Origin of the sequence: Streptomyces tanashiensis, assembly GCF_014648895.1 — a bacterium.
Taxonomy (GTDB): domain Bacteria; phylum Actinomycetota; class Actinomycetes; order Streptomycetales; family Streptomycetaceae; genus Streptomyces; species Streptomyces tanashiensis.
Genome location: NZ_BMRZ01000001.1, coordinates 279633 through 294999, shown reverse-complemented (window position 1 = coordinate 294999; position 15367 = coordinate 279633). Strand labels below are relative to the sequence as shown.

Here is a 15367-nt window from a genome sequence, read left to right as displayed (position 1 = left end):
GCTTCGCAAGGTGATGGACAGCGGAAATAAAGGCTACGCCTGTCCGGCCGAGAGGTGCAGGCCAGGCACTCCAACGTTGTGCAAGTCACACTTGACAGCGTGTTTCGACGCCGTGAATGGCGGGAAACAAGCGGGGTTCCGCATGTGTGAGGGTACAGAAAAGCGCAGGCACGGCCCTGTTCGACCGCACCCCTGATCACGTCCTGCTCACGTACACGCAGAACGTGCGCTTCCGGTTCGAACCCTACGTCAATCTCTCCGGGGAAGGCTGCCCGGAAGAGTGACTCTGATGCGGCAGCCACGTGACGATTCGGCCACTCCGATCCCGCCGCCGTGCAGATCCACCGCCCAGCGGGCGATCGCCAGCCCGAGCCCTGTGCCGCCGTCGCTGCCCGGGCCGTGCCGGTCCGGGGTCGAACCCCGGTTGAACCGCTCGAAGACCCGGTGCCGCTCCGCCTCCGGGATGCCGGGACCCTCGTCCTCGACCTCCAGCTCCAGCGAGTCCGGATACGGGCCCCGCCGGGCCCGGACCGTGACCCGGCCGTGCGGCGGGGAGTGCTTCACCGCGTTGTCGATCAGGTTCGCCATCACCTGGTGCAGCCGCTCCGCGTCCGCGTGCGCGACCAGCTCGGGCGGCGACACGTCCAGGTGCAGATGCACGTCCGTACGCCGGTGCAGGCCCGAGGTGGACGAGAGGCCGCGCTGGGACGCCGCCAGATTGGCCTCCCGCAGCACCCCCGACAGATAGGGCCAGACCTCGAAACGGCTCGCCCTCAGCGCGACGACACCGTTGTCAAGACGTGACAGATCCAGCAGCGTCTCCACCAGCCGGCCGAGCCGCTCCGTCTGCTTCAGCGCCGACCGCATCGTTTCCGAATCCGCCTCGGACACTCCGTCCACGACGTTCTCCAGGACGGCCCGGAGCGCGGCGATCGGCGTGCGCAGCTCGTGCGAGACGTTCGCCACCAGCTCCTTGCGGTGCCGGTCGACGGCCTCCAGGTCGTCCGCCATGCGATTGATCGTCGAGGCGAGGTCGCCCAGCTCGTCCCGCCGGTCCGCGCCCCGCACCCGGCGGGAGAAGTCCCCGCGCGAGATCGACCCGGCCACCGTGTTCATCTCGTCCAGCGGCGCCGTCAGGGACTGCGCCACGAACTGGGTGATCAGCAGCGTCGCGATCATCGCGAAGATCGTGATGTACCGGAACTCCGTGGACGTGCGGATCGCGACCAGGGCCAGACAGGAGGTCAGCAGGACCGCCCCGACGACCAGGGCGCCCAGCTTGGTCTTGATCGAGATCACGATCCGGCGCGGCCGGTGCGGTCTCTGTCCCACGTGCGGCTTCCCGGGCCCCGGCCGGTTCACGGCGCCGGGGTCTCCAGCGCGTAGCCGACCCCGTGGACCGTACGGATCCGCTCGGCCCCGATCTTCCGGCGCAGCGCCTTGATGTGGCTGTCCACGGTCCGGGTCCCCGAGGCGTCCGCCCAGTCCCAGACCTCGGCGAGCAGCTGCTCGCGGGAGAGGACCGCCCGCGGCGTGCTCGCCAGGCAGACCAGCAGGTCGAACTCGGTCGGGGTCAGGTGCACGTCCTCCGCGCGGACCCGGACCCGGCGCTGCGCGTGGTCGATCTCCAGCTCGCCGAGCCGCAGGATCCCGCTGCGCGGGGTGACCGCCGCGAGCGCGGCCCGCTCCACCCGGCGCAGCAGCACGTGCACCCGGGCGGCCAGCTCGCGCATCGAGAACGGCTTGGTCATGTAGTCGTCCGCGCCGACGCCGAGGCCGACCAGCATGTCGGTCTCGTCGTCCCGTGCGGTCAGCATGAGGACCGGGACGGGACGCTGGGCCTGGACCCTGCGGCACACCTCAAGTCCGTCGAAACCGGGCAGCATCACGTCCAGGACCATCAGGTCCGGCTGCCAGGCCTCGGCGGCGTCGACGGCCGCGGGTCCGTCGGTCGCCGTCTGCACGAGGAAGCCCTCCGCGCGCAGTCGCGCGGAGATCGCCTCCACGATCGTGGCGTCGTCCTCGACCACAAGGACGCGCCGCTGGGCCCCCGGAGTGGCCGCCGCACCGTGGTTCGTGGTGTGTGTCTGCTCCATTGCCCCGCCTCGCGTCGCCGTTGTCGGCTCAGCAGCCTAGAGGCACCGGCGGCGTCCCGGCTATCCAGGAGCTACCCGGGACGGACGCCGAGGTGGACCACGTCGGGGACGCCCCGGGCAACGGGGATCTCTTCCGTCCGTACCCCGCTGAATCCGGCATTCCGCAACGACTCTTCGAAATCGGCGGAGGGTCGCGCGGACCAGACGGCGAGGATTCCGCCGGGGTTCAGCCGGGCCGCGCAGGCCGCCAATCCCTCGGCCGAGTAAAGGGATTCGTTGTCCTCGGTGACCGTCCAGTCGGGCCCGTTGTCGATGTCGAGACAGAGGGCGTCGTAGGTGTCGGTGGTGGTGCGGAGGTGGGCCACGAGGTCCGTGTGCAGGATCACGGTCCGCGGATCGGCGAGCGCGGCCCCGGAGATCGCCGCGAGGGGTCCCCGCCGGTGCCAGTCGATGATCGCCTCCTCACGCTCGGCGACCGCGATCCGGCCCCAGCGGGGGTCGGCGGCGGCGTGGGCGAGGGAGAAGCCGACGCCGAGGCCGCCGACGAGGACAGAGGCGCCGGTACGGGACTCCTCGGGCAGCGCGGCCAGGGCGGCGTCGATCAGGAGCCGCTCGGAGCGCCCGTCGGAGGTGTCCATCAGGAAGGTGCCGTTGGCGATGATCTCGTAGTGCTCCGCACGGCGGCGCAGGACGACTTCTCCGTACGGTCCTTCGCGGCGGTCGAGGGTGACGGGGCTGGTCATGATCACTCCGTGGCTCGTGTGCGTACGGTTCGTCCCGGCCATCCTCATGCGGTGGCGACGGCCGGGACAAACGCTTAACGAGCCTTACGGACGCGGGGCTTCGCGCTCCACGTACCGCTCGATCGCCTTCAGTTCGCGGCGGGCTCCGGCCGGGGTGCCGTAGGTGCGGTCCCAGGTGATCGGGGCGACCGTGACGTGGCCCTTGTCGAGCAGCCAGGTGGAGTCGGCGTCCCTCCGGCCCTCGGCGCACTCGCCCTCGCCGGTGCCGTCCACCGGGCAGAGGCCGAGGGCGATGTCGAAGGAGTCGCCGGTCCCGCGCTGCTCGAAGGCGTGGTGGACGACGGCCCCGTCCCCGACGCGCGTCCAGACCGGGGTCCCGGCCCGCTGCCCGGTGCTGACGTCGGGGTAGTCGACCTTGAGCGCGAACTCGCCGGTCAGCAGGGAACGCTGTCTGAGACCGGCGAGGAAGCGGGCGCCGAACTCGGCATGGGCGCGGTAGTTGACGCGGGGGAAGTTCAGGTTGCTCTCGTCGCCGGAGGAGGAGAACGCGATGGCCGGAACGCCCTGGTCGATCGCGGCGACGGCGGCACCGACGGTGCCGGAGTCGTTCACGCTCGCGGAGACGTTGGGGCCGGAGTTGATGCCGGTCAGGACGACGTCGGGCGCCTCGGTCCAGCCGGCCTTGGCCTCGAGGCCCGCGCGGAGGGCGAGCTTGACCGTGTCGGCGGGGGTGGCGGACGGGGAGTCCTTGGTGCAGGGGCCGTCGGCGAGGCAGACGCCGTAGACCGCTCCCCGCGCGGGTGCCTGGGCGCAGTCGTTCTCGTAGCCGGCGGGCAGGGCGGTGCGGCGCTGGGCGGTGAGGACGCCGCCGTTGGTGACGGCGGTGCCCTTGCCGGACTGGACCTGCCAGGGTGCCATGACGACGACGTCGGCTCCGGCGGCGCACATCGCGCGCCGGAGCTCGTACAGGCCGAGACCGTCCGAGTTGCTCGCCTTCGCCGCCTGCATCGAGTCGTCGTTGGAGATCAGGATCCGCATCCCGGCGAGGGGGAGCGTCTTCTCGGTCCTGTCGGGGGTGGTGGCGTAGGCGGTGGCTCCGGCGGCGGCGAGGACGGCTGCCGCCGCGGACAGCGCGAGGTACGTGCGCATGCGTGCGATCCCTTCATGAGCATGACATGCGGGCAGGGAGAAGAGATCCGGGGCCCGGCCCCCCACGGGCGGGCCCCGGATCGTGCGCGGGGTCGTCAGATGCCCCGCGGTCTGTGGGTGGATTCCGGATCCAATATCCGAGATATGGATATGGGATCCGGGATGCCCGGCAGGGGATCCCGGATCAGATCTCCAGGCCGTGGCCGTGCGGGAACACCGGATCCACCGTGTCGTTCGGGACGTCCGGCCGGGACGCCGCCACCGCCGCCATCGAGCTCGGCAGCTCGAACGGCAGCCTCCCCGCCGCCTTCGCCCGGCCGAAGGCCACGTCGAGGAGGGCCCCGTCGCTCGCGCCGTAGTCGGCGATCAGCGCCGCCGCGTGCTCGGCGATCTCCGGCAGGACGGCCGGCCGCTCCAGGTTCACGCACACCACGGTCGGAGTGGTCCCCAGGAGGGCGAGGACCGCGTCCAGCTCCTCCTGGGCGAAGGCGAGGCTGCCGGAGTGGAAGAAGGACTCGAACCTGTTCGGCCGTTCCTCGTACGGGGTGCGGAGCCGCAGCACCGCGAGGTCGGCCTCGGCCGGGTCGGCGACGACCTCGCCGTACGCCGCCGCGACCGCGGGGTCGACGTTCTCCACGTACAGCCTCGGCCGTCCCGACAGGGGGAGCGGGCCGTCGGTGAGCACGGTGAGCGAGCGGCGCTGGGCGGCGGCGCCGGCGGCGGCGAAGTCGGCGCGGCCGACCGTTTCGGCGGCCTCGTCGGGGTCGACGTACCGGCGCTCGTCGAAGAGCCCCAGGAGGAACTTCTCCCGCAGCAGCCGCCGTACGGAGGCGTCGACGCGCGCCTCGGTGATCCGGCCCGTCGTGACGAGCTCCACGATCACTTCGGGGCACTCCTCGCCGCCGAACTGGTCCACGCCCGCGTCCAGCGCCTTCGCGGCCCGCTCGGCCACGCCGAGGTGCTCGACGCCCCAGGCGCGGGCCTCGTGCGTCTCGCCGAGGATCCGGGCGTCCTCCAGCAGCCCCCAGTCGGTGCAGACGATGCCGGTGAAGCCGAGTTCCTCGCGGAGGAGGCCCGTGATGACGCCCTTGTTGAAGCCGAAGCCGACCTCCTCCCAGTCGGTGCCGACCGGCTGGCCGTAGTACGGCATCATCTGCGAGCAGCCGGCGGCGATCGCGGCCCTGAACGGCTCCAGGTGGTGCTCTCGCATCCCGCCCGGGTAGACCTGCTCCTTGCCGTGCGGGAAGTGCGGGTCCTCGCCGTCCTTCTGCGGGCCGCCGCCGGGGAAGTGCTTGACCATCGCGGCCACGGAGTCCGGGCCGAGCTCGGGGCCCTGGAGGCCGCGGACGTACGCCTGGACCAGTTCGCCCGTCAGCTTCGCGTCGGAGCCGAAGGTGCCGGACTGGCGGGACCAGCGGGGTTCGGTCGCGAGGTCGACCTGCGGGTGGAGCGCGGTGCGGAAGCCGACGGAGAGGTACTCGCGGCGGACGGTGTCGGCGAAGCGGAAGACCAGCTCCGGGTCGCCGATCGCGGCCAGGCCGAGGGCCTCGGGCCAGGCGGAGAAGGCGCCGGCGTTGAAGGAGGCGCCGATGTTGTCGGTGAAGGCGTGGCGGGGGTCGGTCGAGAGCGAGACGGGGATGCCGAGCCGGGTGCTCGCCGCCATCTCCTGGACCGCGTTGTGCCAGAGGGCCATCTCGCGGGCGCCGTGGCTGCCGAGCAGGTTGAAGTGGGTCAGCTGCCGGTCCTGGACGAGCTGCGGGGTGCCGAGCTCCAGGGTCTCGCCGTCGGCCTCGGTCACCGGGGTGCCGTCGGCGTTCATCATCAGCATCGTGTGGAAGAGCTGTCCGGCCTTCTCCTCCAGCGTCATGCGGGAGAGGAGGTCCTCGACGCGCTCGTCGACGGGGCGGGCGGGGTCCTGGTACGGGTGCATGGCTGGCTCCGGGGCTGATCGACCGAAGGGCGCGGGGAAGGCTTCGGCGGTCACGGGCCGGCGGCGGTGCCGACCTTGGGCGACCACAGGCTAAGCGTGAAAACCGAGTGACCACTAGGTTTCTGCTTTGTGTCCTGGATCACAGGATGAAAGCCCTATTTCGGGCCCGGTTAAGGTGGGCCGCATGCCGGAGAACACGGGCCGAACGCCCCGCAAGAGCGGGGGCAGGGGCAGTTACGCGGTCGGTGACGCACGCCGCCAGAAGATCCTCGACACCGCCGTCGACCACTTCGGGCAGTGGGGTTTCCACGCCTCCTCCCTCGCCCGGATCGCCCACGACTGCGGGATCACCCAGGGCGGCCTGCTGCATCACTTCCGCAGCAAGGAGGACCTGCTCCTCTCGGTCCTCGCGCAGAGCGAACAGCACGACGAGGAGCGCCTGTTCAGCGTCGATCCCGACTCGTACGCCGACTACCTGGACACCCTCGTCGCCCTGATCGAGGAGAACACCCGCCGCCCCGGCATCGTCCGGATGTTCAACGTCCTGGTGGGCGAGTCCGGCAACATCGGCCACCCCGCCCACGAGTACTTCAGGGAGCGCTACGCGCGCGTGCTCCGGCACACCGTCGCGCTCCTGGAGGAGGGCGTCCGGCGCGGCGAACTCCGCGCCGACACCGACTGCCCGGCCGTCGCCCAGGAACACCTCGCCGTCATGGACGGCCTCCAGATCCAGTGGGCCCTCGACCCGTCCTCGATGGACATGCCGGCCCGGGTGGGCGCGTACCTCCGGCGCCGGTACGCGGAGATCGCGGCCCCGCAGGAGTGACGCGAGGTCCGTGTCAGGAGGCGGCGGTCGCGCGGCGCGCGCCGCGCCACGCGTACAGCGTGGCACCGGCCGTGAAGGCCGCCACCGCCACCGTCCACGACCCGCCCTGCGGGCCCGGCTGCATCACCCACGCCCACCAGTCCGCCGCACCGCCCGGCTCGCCCGGGGCCGCCAGATAGACCCCGCCCACGAACAGGACGGGCGGCAGCCAGCTCAGCCGGGCGCCGATCAGCGCGGCTCCGGCCGCCGCCACGCCCGCCAGGCCCAGGGTGTTGCGTACGGCCGCCGGCGCGCCGAACGCCTCCGCGTGACCCGGCACCGCCAGGGCGAGCAGCGCCACGGCGAGGACGGTCGCGCCCAGGAGATGGGCCAGCCGGCGGGGCCACCACGCGCGTACCGCCGTACGGTCCAGCTCGTCGCTCGGCGTGTGCAGACCGGTGCCGATCGCGGCGGCCGCGAGCAGCGGGCCGAAGACCACGACCGGCAGCCGGGCCGTGTGGTCGAACGCCGGCAGCGACACCAGCCAGTGGGCCGCCCAGGCGGCGGCCACCGCCGTGCCCGCCAGGGCGGCGAGGGCGGCGGGCAGGGCGCGGGAGCGGGCGTAGAGCCGCAGGGGACTCATCGGGCTCAGGGGATTCATGGCCTTCAAGGGGCCCCAGGGGGTCAAGGAGCCTTTGAGGCTCATGGGATCGGCACCTCGTCCGGGTGGCAGGGGTTCGCCGCGAGGTAGCGGGTCAGGTAGTCGCGCTGGGCGGCGGGGGACTTCGCGTTCAGCCGGTCGATGTAGGGCTGGGCGACGGCCGTGTCGGGCCCGAAGTCGCTCGGTGTCGGCGCCAGCCACTCGATGACGGCGGCGTTGACGAGGCTCGCCCGCTCGGCGTTCGGGCCCATGAGGTCGCCCGGCTCGCACGTGTCCGCGAAGAGCTGCGCCACGGCGGAGTTGCGGTACAGATCGGCGCGTTCCACCCGTCCGCGCACCATGTCCTGCGTGGGATCGGGCAGTTCCACGTCGCCGGGGCGGGGGTCGACCGGGCCGACCGCCCAGCGGGTCGGAGCGCCCGGCAGTCCCGTGAGGCGCGCGTTCAGCGGGGCCAGGGCCTCCGACACGGCGGAGAGCAGCTTCTCGTCGAGGACCGTCACGCACACCTGCGGACTGCCGCGGTCGCAGACGGCGCGGGTCAGGGTCGGATCGAGCCGCCACGGGCCCTCGTCCGACGGCAGGCGCAGGATCAGCCCCGCGGCGGTGACCGCGACCGCCAGGGGGATCAGCGCGAACGCCCGCAGACGGGCCGGACGTGCCCCGTACGCGAGGAGCGCGGCGAGGGCGAGCCCCGCCGTCCACGCCATCGACACCGGCCCGAACCACCACACCGTCCGGGCCCAGGGGTACGTGTACTCGGAGGCCGGACTCAGCCAGCGGGCCTCCGACTGCGTGTACGTGCCGATGGCGAGTCCCACGTATCCGACGATCCCCAGGAGCGGGGCCGTCAGCCGCCAGGGGACCAGCCGTCCGGCGAGATGCCCGAGCGCGCCCAGGGAGGCGACGGCGACCGCGTCGGCGGCGAGGAGTTCGAGGAAGGGGCGGCCCACGGAGGTGTACGGCCAGGTCGCCAGCAGGGACACGGTGTCGGCGAGCAGCACGCCGGCGGCGGGCCACAGCGCGGACGGGGCGGCCGAGACGAGGAGGTGGCGCAGCGGGGAGCGGGGGACGGATCCCCACAGCTCCGTGGTGCCGCGCCGCCGGTCGCGGCCCCCCTGCCAGCAGCCGGCCGCGAGCGCGAGGGGCCCGCCGAGCAGCCCGACGGTCACGTGCAGCAGTGCCGTCACGTCCGTCCAGCGGGTCTGCCACTGCGGTCCCTTGCCGTACATCGCCACCAGCACGGTGACCGCGACGGCGGCGCCGGCCCAGGGCCCGAGCCCCCGGCGCAGCTCGGTCCGGAGCGGGCGGGCCGCCCGTACGCGCGCGGGTGCGTCCGTACGGGACGGGGTGAGGGTCGCGGTCACCGCGGCGTCTCCTTCGTACGAGGGGTGGCGGAGGTCCCGGTCATCGCAGCGACTCCCGCGCGCGGCCCGTGGGGCCCCGGTGGGCGCGCAGCGCGGTCGTGTAGCCGCGTTCCACGGCGCTCGTCGGCGAGCCGCCCGGCTCGGCCGGCTCGCCGCCGAGCGCGACGAGTTCCGCCGTCGCCCCCTGGAACGCGAGCCGTCCCGCCTCGATGAGGGCGACGTCGGTGCAGGCCGCCGCCACGTCCTCGACCAGATGCGTCGAGACCACGACGGTCGCCCGCGTACCGAGCTCCCGGAGCAGCGCGCGGAACTCGACGCGCTGCTCCGGGTCGAGTCCGGCGGTCGGCTCGTCGAGCAGCAGCAGCTCCGGCTCGTTGACGATGGCCTGCGCGATCCCGGCGCGCCGGACCATCCCGCCCGACAGCGTCTTCATGCGCGCGTCGATCCTGTCCCCGAGCCCGACGCGACGGACGGCCCGCTCCACGGCCGCCGGGGCGCGGTCGGCCGGCACCTCCTTGAGCCAGGCCACGTACGCGACGAACTCCCGCACCGTGAAGGCCGGGTAGTAGCCGAACTCCTGCGGCAGATAGCCGAGCCGGCGCCGGATCGCGGTGCGCTCGCCGTGGCCGGCGGAGTCGGTCCCGAGGAGCTCCACCCGGCCGGAGGAGGGCGCCGCGACGGTCGCGAGGACCCGGATGAGGGAGGTCTTCCCGGCCCCGTTCGGGCCGAGCAGCCCGTGCACGCCGGGGCCGAGGGAGAGGTCGAGCGCGTCGAGGGCGACGGTACGGCGGTGCCGGACGGTCAGTCCGGTCACCGCGACGGTGGCCGAGGGGTTCACCGGGTCTCCAGGTGGTCGAAGGAACGGCGCCGCAGCGCGAGGAGGGCGGCGCAGACGAGCGCCGCGGCGGCCCAGGCACCCTGCACGGCGGGGCCCGCGAAGTACCGGGCGACGCCGGCCGCGCCCTGCCCCTGGGGTCCGAGCAGGGGGCCTGTCACGGCGAGCAGCCACCCGCCGCCGAGCGTCGCGGCCGCCGCACGGCAGCCGACGAACGAGCCGAGCGCCAGCGTGGCCAGGGTCAGGGCCAGGCCGGGGAGGAGCCAGGCCGCCGCCCCCGGGGTCCCGGCCGCCGGCGGCAGCAGCGCCCCGCCGGCGGTCAGCAGCGGTACGCACACGCCGAGCACGGCGGCGGTACGGGTGAGCAGCAGCCGCAGGCCGCCCGACGGGGTGGCGGCGGTGATCTCGTACAGGGGATCGGCGTGCCGTCCGTACGAGACGGCGACCCCGGCGAGCGGCAGGAGGGGGGAGACGGCGAGCAGCCAGCTCCGGGCACCCCGGAACCCGGCCGCGTGGGCGAGCGCGAACGCCCCGCCGAGGACGAGCGCGACGGCCACGATCCAGGAGCCGCGCAGCGCGGGCCCGGCGGCCCACCAGATCCGCGCCCACCGCCCGAGCGGGTGCGCGACGGCGATCCGCCCGGGCCCGGCCGCGAGGCCCGCGCGGGCGGGTCCCGGGCGGGCCGGGGACGCCGCGACGGGCGCGGGGCCGGGGTGCGAGCCGGGTTTGCCGCGCCCGCGCGTGGCGGCTGTTCCGGCGGGGGCAGCGTGCACCGCGGCGGCCGCCGCACCGAGCTCCGGCCGGTCCGGGGCCGCCGCACCGGCCTGCGGGTGCGTGGTGCTCGCCGCGGTGTGCGGTGGGTGCGTGACCGGTTCGTGGCCACGCCCGCGCGTGGCGGCTGTTTCGCCGTGCGTCGCCGGGGCCGGCGTACCGGCCTGCGGGTGCGTGGTGCTCGCCGCGGTGTGCGGTGGGTGTGCGACCGGTTCGTGGCCACGCCCGCGCGTGGCGGGCGCAATCGTGTCCGCCCCGGCCGGTACGTGGCCGAGGGACGCGAGGAGGTCCGCGCGGATCGCGGCCAGGGCCGGGCCCGCCGTGCCCGCGCGGACCGCCGCCGAGACGCGGGTCGCGCAGGACCCGCAGGACTCGACGTGCTTCTCCAGGGACCAGGCGTCCGTCTCGGGCGCGGCGCCCGCCGCGTACCGGTGGGCCAGGGTGTCGGAGACGTGCCAGGGGGCCGTCATGCGGTGCCTCCCAGAGGGTGCGGGCCGAGGGCGGCGCGGAGTTCGCGGCGGGCGCGCAGGGCGCGGGTCTTGACGGTGCCCTCGGGTATGCCGAGGAGCCGGGCGGTCTCGCGGGTGGTCAGCCCGTCGACGACGGTGGCCCGCAGGACCTCGGCGAGCTCGGGCGAGATCCGGTCGAGGGCGGCGCCGACCTCGCCGTACTCCAGGCCCGCGAGGACCCGGTCCTCGGCGGAGGGCGCGGGGCCGGCCGGTTCCGCGGGCCGGGCGGCGGCCCGTTCGGCCCGGGCGCCGGCGCGCCGGGCGTCCACCAGGCGCCGGGCGGCGATCACCCAGAGCCAGCCGCCGGCCTCGCCGCGGCCCCGGTGGCCGCCGGCCGAGCGCCAGACCGTGACGAAGGTGTCCTGGAGGACCTCCCGGACGGTCTCCTCGTCCGGGCAGCGCCGGGCCAGCCGGGCGTGCAGCCAGCCGGCGTGCCGGTCGTAGAGCACGGCCAGTGCCTGGGTGTCCCCCCGGGCGACCGCGCGCAGCAGCGCCGCGTCGTCGTCCTCGTCGCCCCCGGAGGGGCCTCCCCCTGCGGGGCGCAACAGTCTCACGCCCTCTCTATCGCCGGGAGGCCGTCTCCCGGTTCACGCGCTCACGGGTTCACGCGCCAACGGGTTCACGCGCTCACGGGCTCGCCGGAAAGCAGAGCATCCCGGTTCACGCGCTCACGGGCTCGTCGGCGGGCCGCCCTCCGGGAGGGCGGCGAAGACGCGCTGGAGGGCCGGCGGGCGCTCGCCGTCGCCCGCGACGACCAGGCGGTGGCGGTACGTCACGTAGTACTGGAAGCCGTCCGCGACCGGGCTGCCCGTCGGGCGCTCCGGGACCAGGGCGTACGCGGGGTCCTCCAGGGCCGCCCGCAGTTCGGCGGCCTCGGCGGGGGTCTGTTTGCCGGTGCGGGGCGGTTTGGTGCCGGCGCGGCTGGTCCAGCTGCCGTCGTAGTGGACGACGAGCTGGTTGCGGACGCCCGCGAAGCCGCCGTTGACGACCACCTCGACGAGGACCTCGCCCGGCTGGGGGTCCGCCGCCGGTGTGCCGGGCTCGGTCGTGGGGCTCGGCACGGCCGGCGCGCCGACGCTCGACGGCGACCCGCCGGGCGCGGGCGGCACTCCGGGGCCGCAGCCGCTCACCCCGCCGGCCAGGGCCCCCGCGAGCAGCAGGGCCCCGCACCACGACCACGTCCTCCGTACGCCTCTCGCCATGGGTCGAGCATGCCCCGTCCGGGGTCCCGCGCGCAGCCGGACGCCCGGGATTCCCCCCGTCCGGGGTCCCGCGCGGGATCCGCCCCGTCAGTCGTCCTCGGGCCCCGTGCGGACGATCCCGGTGAGCGGGCCCCGGTGGTGCCAGCCCAGCGAGTCGTACAGCGCGCGGCCGTCCGTGGTCGCGGCGAGCACTCCGGTGGTGGCGCCGGCCTGGGCGGCGGCGGCCTCCAGGGTGCGCATGACGTTCGCGCCGAGGCCCCGGCGCCGGTGCGCGGGGTCGGTCTCGATCTGGTCGGCGACGGCGGTGGAGCCGGTGGGGGCGATCTGGCCGCGGGCGGCGAGGGCGCCGTCCGGGGCGAGGATCCGGACCCGGACGACACCGTCCTGGACCTCGGTGGTCCTGGCGTACCCCTCGGGCGGCGCGGGGCGGGCGCCGGGGTCCAGCGGCTTGACCATCATGAAGCCCGGGTCGTCGGGGACGGTCCATCCCTCGGTGATCCACGGTTCCACCTCCTCCGGTCCCGCCATCACCTTGAGCCAGCTGTACGGCGCGGTGAGCCGGGCGCAGAGCGCGCCGACGGAGGCCGCGTCGGGGGCGGGCAGGACGTGCCGCACGACGTGCCGGGGCAGGCCGACGTCGATCCGGTAGCCCCAGGGCTCGGTGACGGCGGACGGGGTGCCCCGGGAGACGGTCCAGCCCGCCACCCAGACTTTCGTAATAGCCGAAATATCCATGTGGGCATTACATCTGCTCCACGCGGGTGCGTGCGAGGGTGATCGCTCAGAGCGAACGAACGTCCGGGAACATCCTCGGGCTCACAAGCATTGAGTGCGTATAGCTCAACTTGACTGCCGAAGGGGAGATCATGGCTTCTGAGTCCATGGCGTCTGTGCCGCTCACTCTGCCTGTGCTGCCGCTCGACGACGAGGTCGTGCTGCCCGGAATGGTGGTGCCGCTGGACCTGTCGGACAACGACGTACGGGCCGCCGTCGAGGCCGCCCAGGCCGCCGCCCGCACCGGAACGGGGAAGCCCCGCGTGCTGCTCGTGCCGCGGGTCGACGGGACCTACGCCGGCACCGGCGTCCTGGGCATCGTCGAACAGGTCGGACGCCTGTCCGACGGCGATCCCGGCGCGCTCATCCGCGGCCTCGGCCGCGTCCGCATCGGCGCCGGCACCACCGGCCCCGGCGCCGCCCTGTGGGTCGAGGGCGGCACCGTCGAGGAGGCCCTGCCCGACCCGCTGCCCGGCTCCGTGACCGAACTGGTCAAGGAGTACAAGGCGCTGGCCACCAGCTGGCTCAAGAAGCGCGGCGCCTGGCAGGTCGTCGACCGCGTCCAGCAGATCGACGGCGTCGGCGCCCTCGCCGACAACTCCGGATACTCGCCCTTCCTCAGCGTCGAGCAGAAGGTCGCACTCCTGGAGACCGCCGACCCGGTCGCCCGCCTCAAGCTGGCCACCGCCCAGCTCCGCGAGCACCTCGCCGAGCAGGACGTCGCCGAGACCATCGCCAAGGACGTCCAGGAGGGCGTCGACAAGCAGCAGCGCGAGTTCCTGCTCCGCCGTCAGCTCGAAGCCGTCCGCAAGGAGCTCCGCGACCTCAACGGCGAGGCCGAGGGCGACGAGTCCGACGACTACCGCGCCCGCGTGGAGGCCGCCGACCTGCCCGAGAAGGTGCGGGAGGCCGCCCTCAAGGAGGTCGAGAAGCTGGAGCGGTCCAGCGACCAGTCCCCCGAGGGCTCCTGGATCCGCACCTGGCTGGACACCGTCCTCGAACTCCCCTGGAACGAGCGGACCGAGGACCGGTACGACATCCGGGGCGCCCGCGCGGTCCTGGACGCCGAGCACGCCGGCCTCGACGACGTGAAGGAGCGCATCACCGAGTACCTGGCGGTGCGCAAGCGGCGCTCCGAGCGCGGCCTCGGTGTGGTCGGAGGCCGCCGCGGCGGAGCCGTCCTCGCCCTCGTCGGCCCGCCCGGCGTCGGCAAGACCTCCCTCGGCGAGTCCGTCGCCCACGCGATGGGCCGCGAGTTCGTCCGGGTCGCCCTCGGCGGCGTACGGGACGAGGCCGAGATCCGCGGCCACCGGCGGACGTACGTCGGTGCCCTGCCCGGCCGGATCGTCCGCGCCATCAAGGAGGCCGGGTCCATGAACCCGGTGGTCCTGCTCGACGAGATCGACAAGGTCGGCTCCGACTTCCGCGGCGACCCCGCGGCCGCCCTCCTCGAAGTCCTCGACCCCGCGCAGAACCACACCTTCCGCGATCACTACCTGGAGGTCGAACTCGACCTCTCCGACGTCGTCTTCCTGGCCACGGCCAACGTCCTCGAAGCCATCCCGGAGGCGCTCCTCGACCGCATGGAGCTGGTGCGCCTCGACGGCTACACGGAGGACGAGAAGGTCGTCATCGCCCGTGACCACCTGCTCCCGCGCCAGCTGGAGCGGGCCGGTCTGGAGGCGGGCGAGGTCGTCCTGGAGGAGTCCGCGCTGCGGAAGCTGGCCGGCGAGTACACCCGCGAGGCCGGTGTCCGGACCCTGGAGCGGGCGATCGCCCGGCTGCTCCGCAAGGTCGCGGCCCAGCACGAACTGGGCGACCGCGAGCTGCCGTTCGCCGTCGGCCCCGACGACCTGCGGGAGCTCATCGGGCGGCCGCACCACGTGCCGGAGTCGGCCCAGGACCCGGCGGAGCGGCGGACGGCCGTGCCGGGTGTCGCCACCGGGCTCGCCGTGACCGGCGCGGGCGGTGACGTCCTCTTCGTGGAGGCGTCCCTCGCCGACCCGGAGACGGGCGCCGCCGGTCTGACCCTCACCGGTCAGCTGGGCGACGTGATGAAGGAGTCGGCGCAGATCGCGCTCTCCTTCCTCCGCTCGCACGGCGCGGAGCTGGAGCTGCCCGTCACCGGCCTCAAGGACCGGGGCGTGCACATCCACTTCCCCGCGGGCGCGGTGCCCAAGGACGGGCCGAGCGCGGGCGTCACCATGACGACCGCCCTCGCCTCCCTGCTGAGCGGCCGGCTCGTCCGTACGGACGTGGCCATGACCGGCGAGGTCTCCCTCACCGGCCGGGTGCTGCCGATCGGCGGAGTGAAGCAGAAGCTCCTCGCCGCGCACCGGGCGGGCATCACGACGGTCGTGATCCCCAAGCGGAACGAGGCCGACCTGGACGACGTCCCGGCCGAGATCCTGGAGAAGCTGGAGGTCCACCCGGTGACGGACGTCCGCCAGGTCCTGGAGATCGCCCTGGCCCCGGCGGTGGTGCCGGTGGACGTGGCCGCGTAACTCCCCCCGTAGCAGAGCGGGGTG

14 protein-coding genes are annotated in these 15367 nt (G+C 74.1%); 2 read left to right on the top strand and 12 right to left on the bottom strand.

Annotation, left to right across the window (positions count from 1 at the left end):
- Nucleotides 1-249: 249 nt before the first annotated feature.
- The 5 genes from IE237_RS01265 to IE237_RS01245 all read right to left on the bottom strand — a co-directional run bounded on the left by IE237_RS01265 (nucleotide 250) and on the right by IE237_RS01245 (nucleotide 5918).
- The gene (locus IE237_RS01265; RefSeq protein ID WP_370468134.1) at nucleotides 250-1362 is read right to left on the bottom strand and encodes a HAMP domain-containing sensor histidine kinase; all 1113 of its coding nucleotides are present in this window, start codon (nucleotides 1360-1362) and stop codon (nucleotides 250-252) included.
- Nucleotides 1359-2096, bottom strand: a complete 738-nt coding sequence (locus IE237_RS01260; protein WP_189799906.1) for a response regulator transcription factor — start codon at nucleotides 2094-2096, stop codon at nucleotides 1359-1361. The genes IE237_RS01265 and IE237_RS01260 overlap by 4 nt, the downstream gene beginning before the upstream one ends.
- A gap of 71 nt (nucleotides 2097-2167) precedes the next feature.
- Nucleotides 2168-2839 (bottom strand): spermidine synthase family protein, encoded by a 672-nt coding sequence (locus IE237_RS01255; protein WP_189799905.1) that lies wholly within the window; start codon nucleotides 2837-2839, stop codon nucleotides 2168-2170.
- Between the two features lie 84 nt (nucleotides 2840-2923).
- Complete coding sequence (gene surE / locus IE237_RS01250) at nucleotides 2924-3988, bottom strand: 5'/3'-nucleotidase SurE (protein ID WP_189799904.1); 1065 nt, start codon at nucleotides 3986-3988, stop codon at nucleotides 2924-2926.
- 184 nt (nucleotides 3989-4172) lie between these two features.
- Entirely contained in the window at nucleotides 4173-5918 is a 1746-nt protein-coding gene (locus tag IE237_RS01245) for a glycoside hydrolase family 3 protein (protein WP_189799903.1), read from the bottom strand.
- A 184-nt stretch (nucleotides 5919-6102) separates the two neighbouring features.
- Here IE237_RS01245 and IE237_RS01240 point away from each other — a divergent pair, with 184 nt between their 5' ends.
- Nucleotides 6103-6744 carry a TetR/AcrR family transcriptional regulator gene (locus IE237_RS01240; RefSeq protein ID WP_189799902.1) on the top strand — a complete coding sequence of 214 codons (642 nt, stop codon included), beginning with the start codon at nucleotides 6103-6105 and terminating at the stop codon, nucleotides 6742-6744.
- A 13-nt stretch (nucleotides 6745-6757) separates the two neighbouring features.
- On the opposite strand, the gene IE237_RS01235 is transcribed toward IE237_RS01240, so the two are convergent.
- The 7 genes from IE237_RS01235 to IE237_RS01205 form a co-directional block, all read right to left on the bottom strand.
- On the bottom strand, nucleotides 6758-7366 hold the full coding sequence (locus tag IE237_RS01235) for a hypothetical protein (protein ID WP_189799901.1): 609 nt from the start codon (nucleotides 7364-7366) through the stop codon (nucleotides 6758-6760).
- 59 nt (nucleotides 7367-7425) lie between these two features.
- Nucleotides 7426-8748 carry a hypothetical protein gene (locus IE237_RS01230; protein ID WP_189799900.1) on the bottom strand — a complete coding sequence of 441 codons (1323 nt, stop codon included), beginning with the start codon at nucleotides 8746-8748 and terminating at the stop codon, nucleotides 7426-7428.
- A gap of 40 nt (nucleotides 8749-8788) precedes the next feature.
- Nucleotides 8789-9586 carry an ABC transporter ATP-binding protein gene (locus IE237_RS01225; protein WP_189799899.1) on the bottom strand — a complete coding sequence of 266 codons (798 nt, stop codon included), beginning with the start codon at nucleotides 9584-9586 and terminating at the stop codon, nucleotides 8789-8791.
- Nucleotides 9583-10824 carry a zf-HC2 domain-containing protein gene (locus IE237_RS40465; protein ID WP_229842179.1) on the bottom strand — a complete coding sequence of 414 codons (1242 nt, stop codon included), beginning with the start codon at nucleotides 10822-10824 and terminating at the stop codon, nucleotides 9583-9585. The genes IE237_RS01225 and IE237_RS40465 overlap by 4 nt, the downstream gene beginning before the upstream one ends.
- Nucleotides 10821-11417, bottom strand: a complete 597-nt coding sequence (locus tag IE237_RS01215; protein WP_189799898.1) for an RNA polymerase sigma factor — start codon at nucleotides 11415-11417, stop codon at nucleotides 10821-10823. The genes IE237_RS40465 and IE237_RS01215 overlap by 4 nt, the downstream gene beginning before the upstream one ends.
- A 114-nt stretch (nucleotides 11418-11531) precedes the next feature.
- The gene (locus IE237_RS01210) at nucleotides 11532-12065 is read right to left on the bottom strand and encodes a hypothetical protein (RefSeq protein WP_189799897.1); all 534 of its coding nucleotides are present in this window, start codon (nucleotides 12063-12065) and stop codon (nucleotides 11532-11534) included.
- Nucleotides 12066-12152: 87 nt separating this feature from the next.
- Complete coding sequence (locus tag IE237_RS01205) at nucleotides 12153-12800, bottom strand: GNAT family N-acetyltransferase (protein WP_189799896.1); 648 nt, start codon at nucleotides 12798-12800, stop codon at nucleotides 12153-12155.
- A 131-nt stretch (nucleotides 12801-12931) separates the two neighbouring features.
- On the opposite strand from IE237_RS01205, the gene lon reads away from it, so the two are divergent.
- Nucleotides 12932-15343: an endopeptidase La gene (lon, locus tag IE237_RS01200; protein WP_189799895.1), complete on the top strand. Its 2412-nt coding sequence runs from the start codon at nucleotides 12932-12934 to the stop codon at nucleotides 15341-15343.
- The last annotated feature ends 24 nt before the right edge of the window (nucleotides 15344-15367 follow it).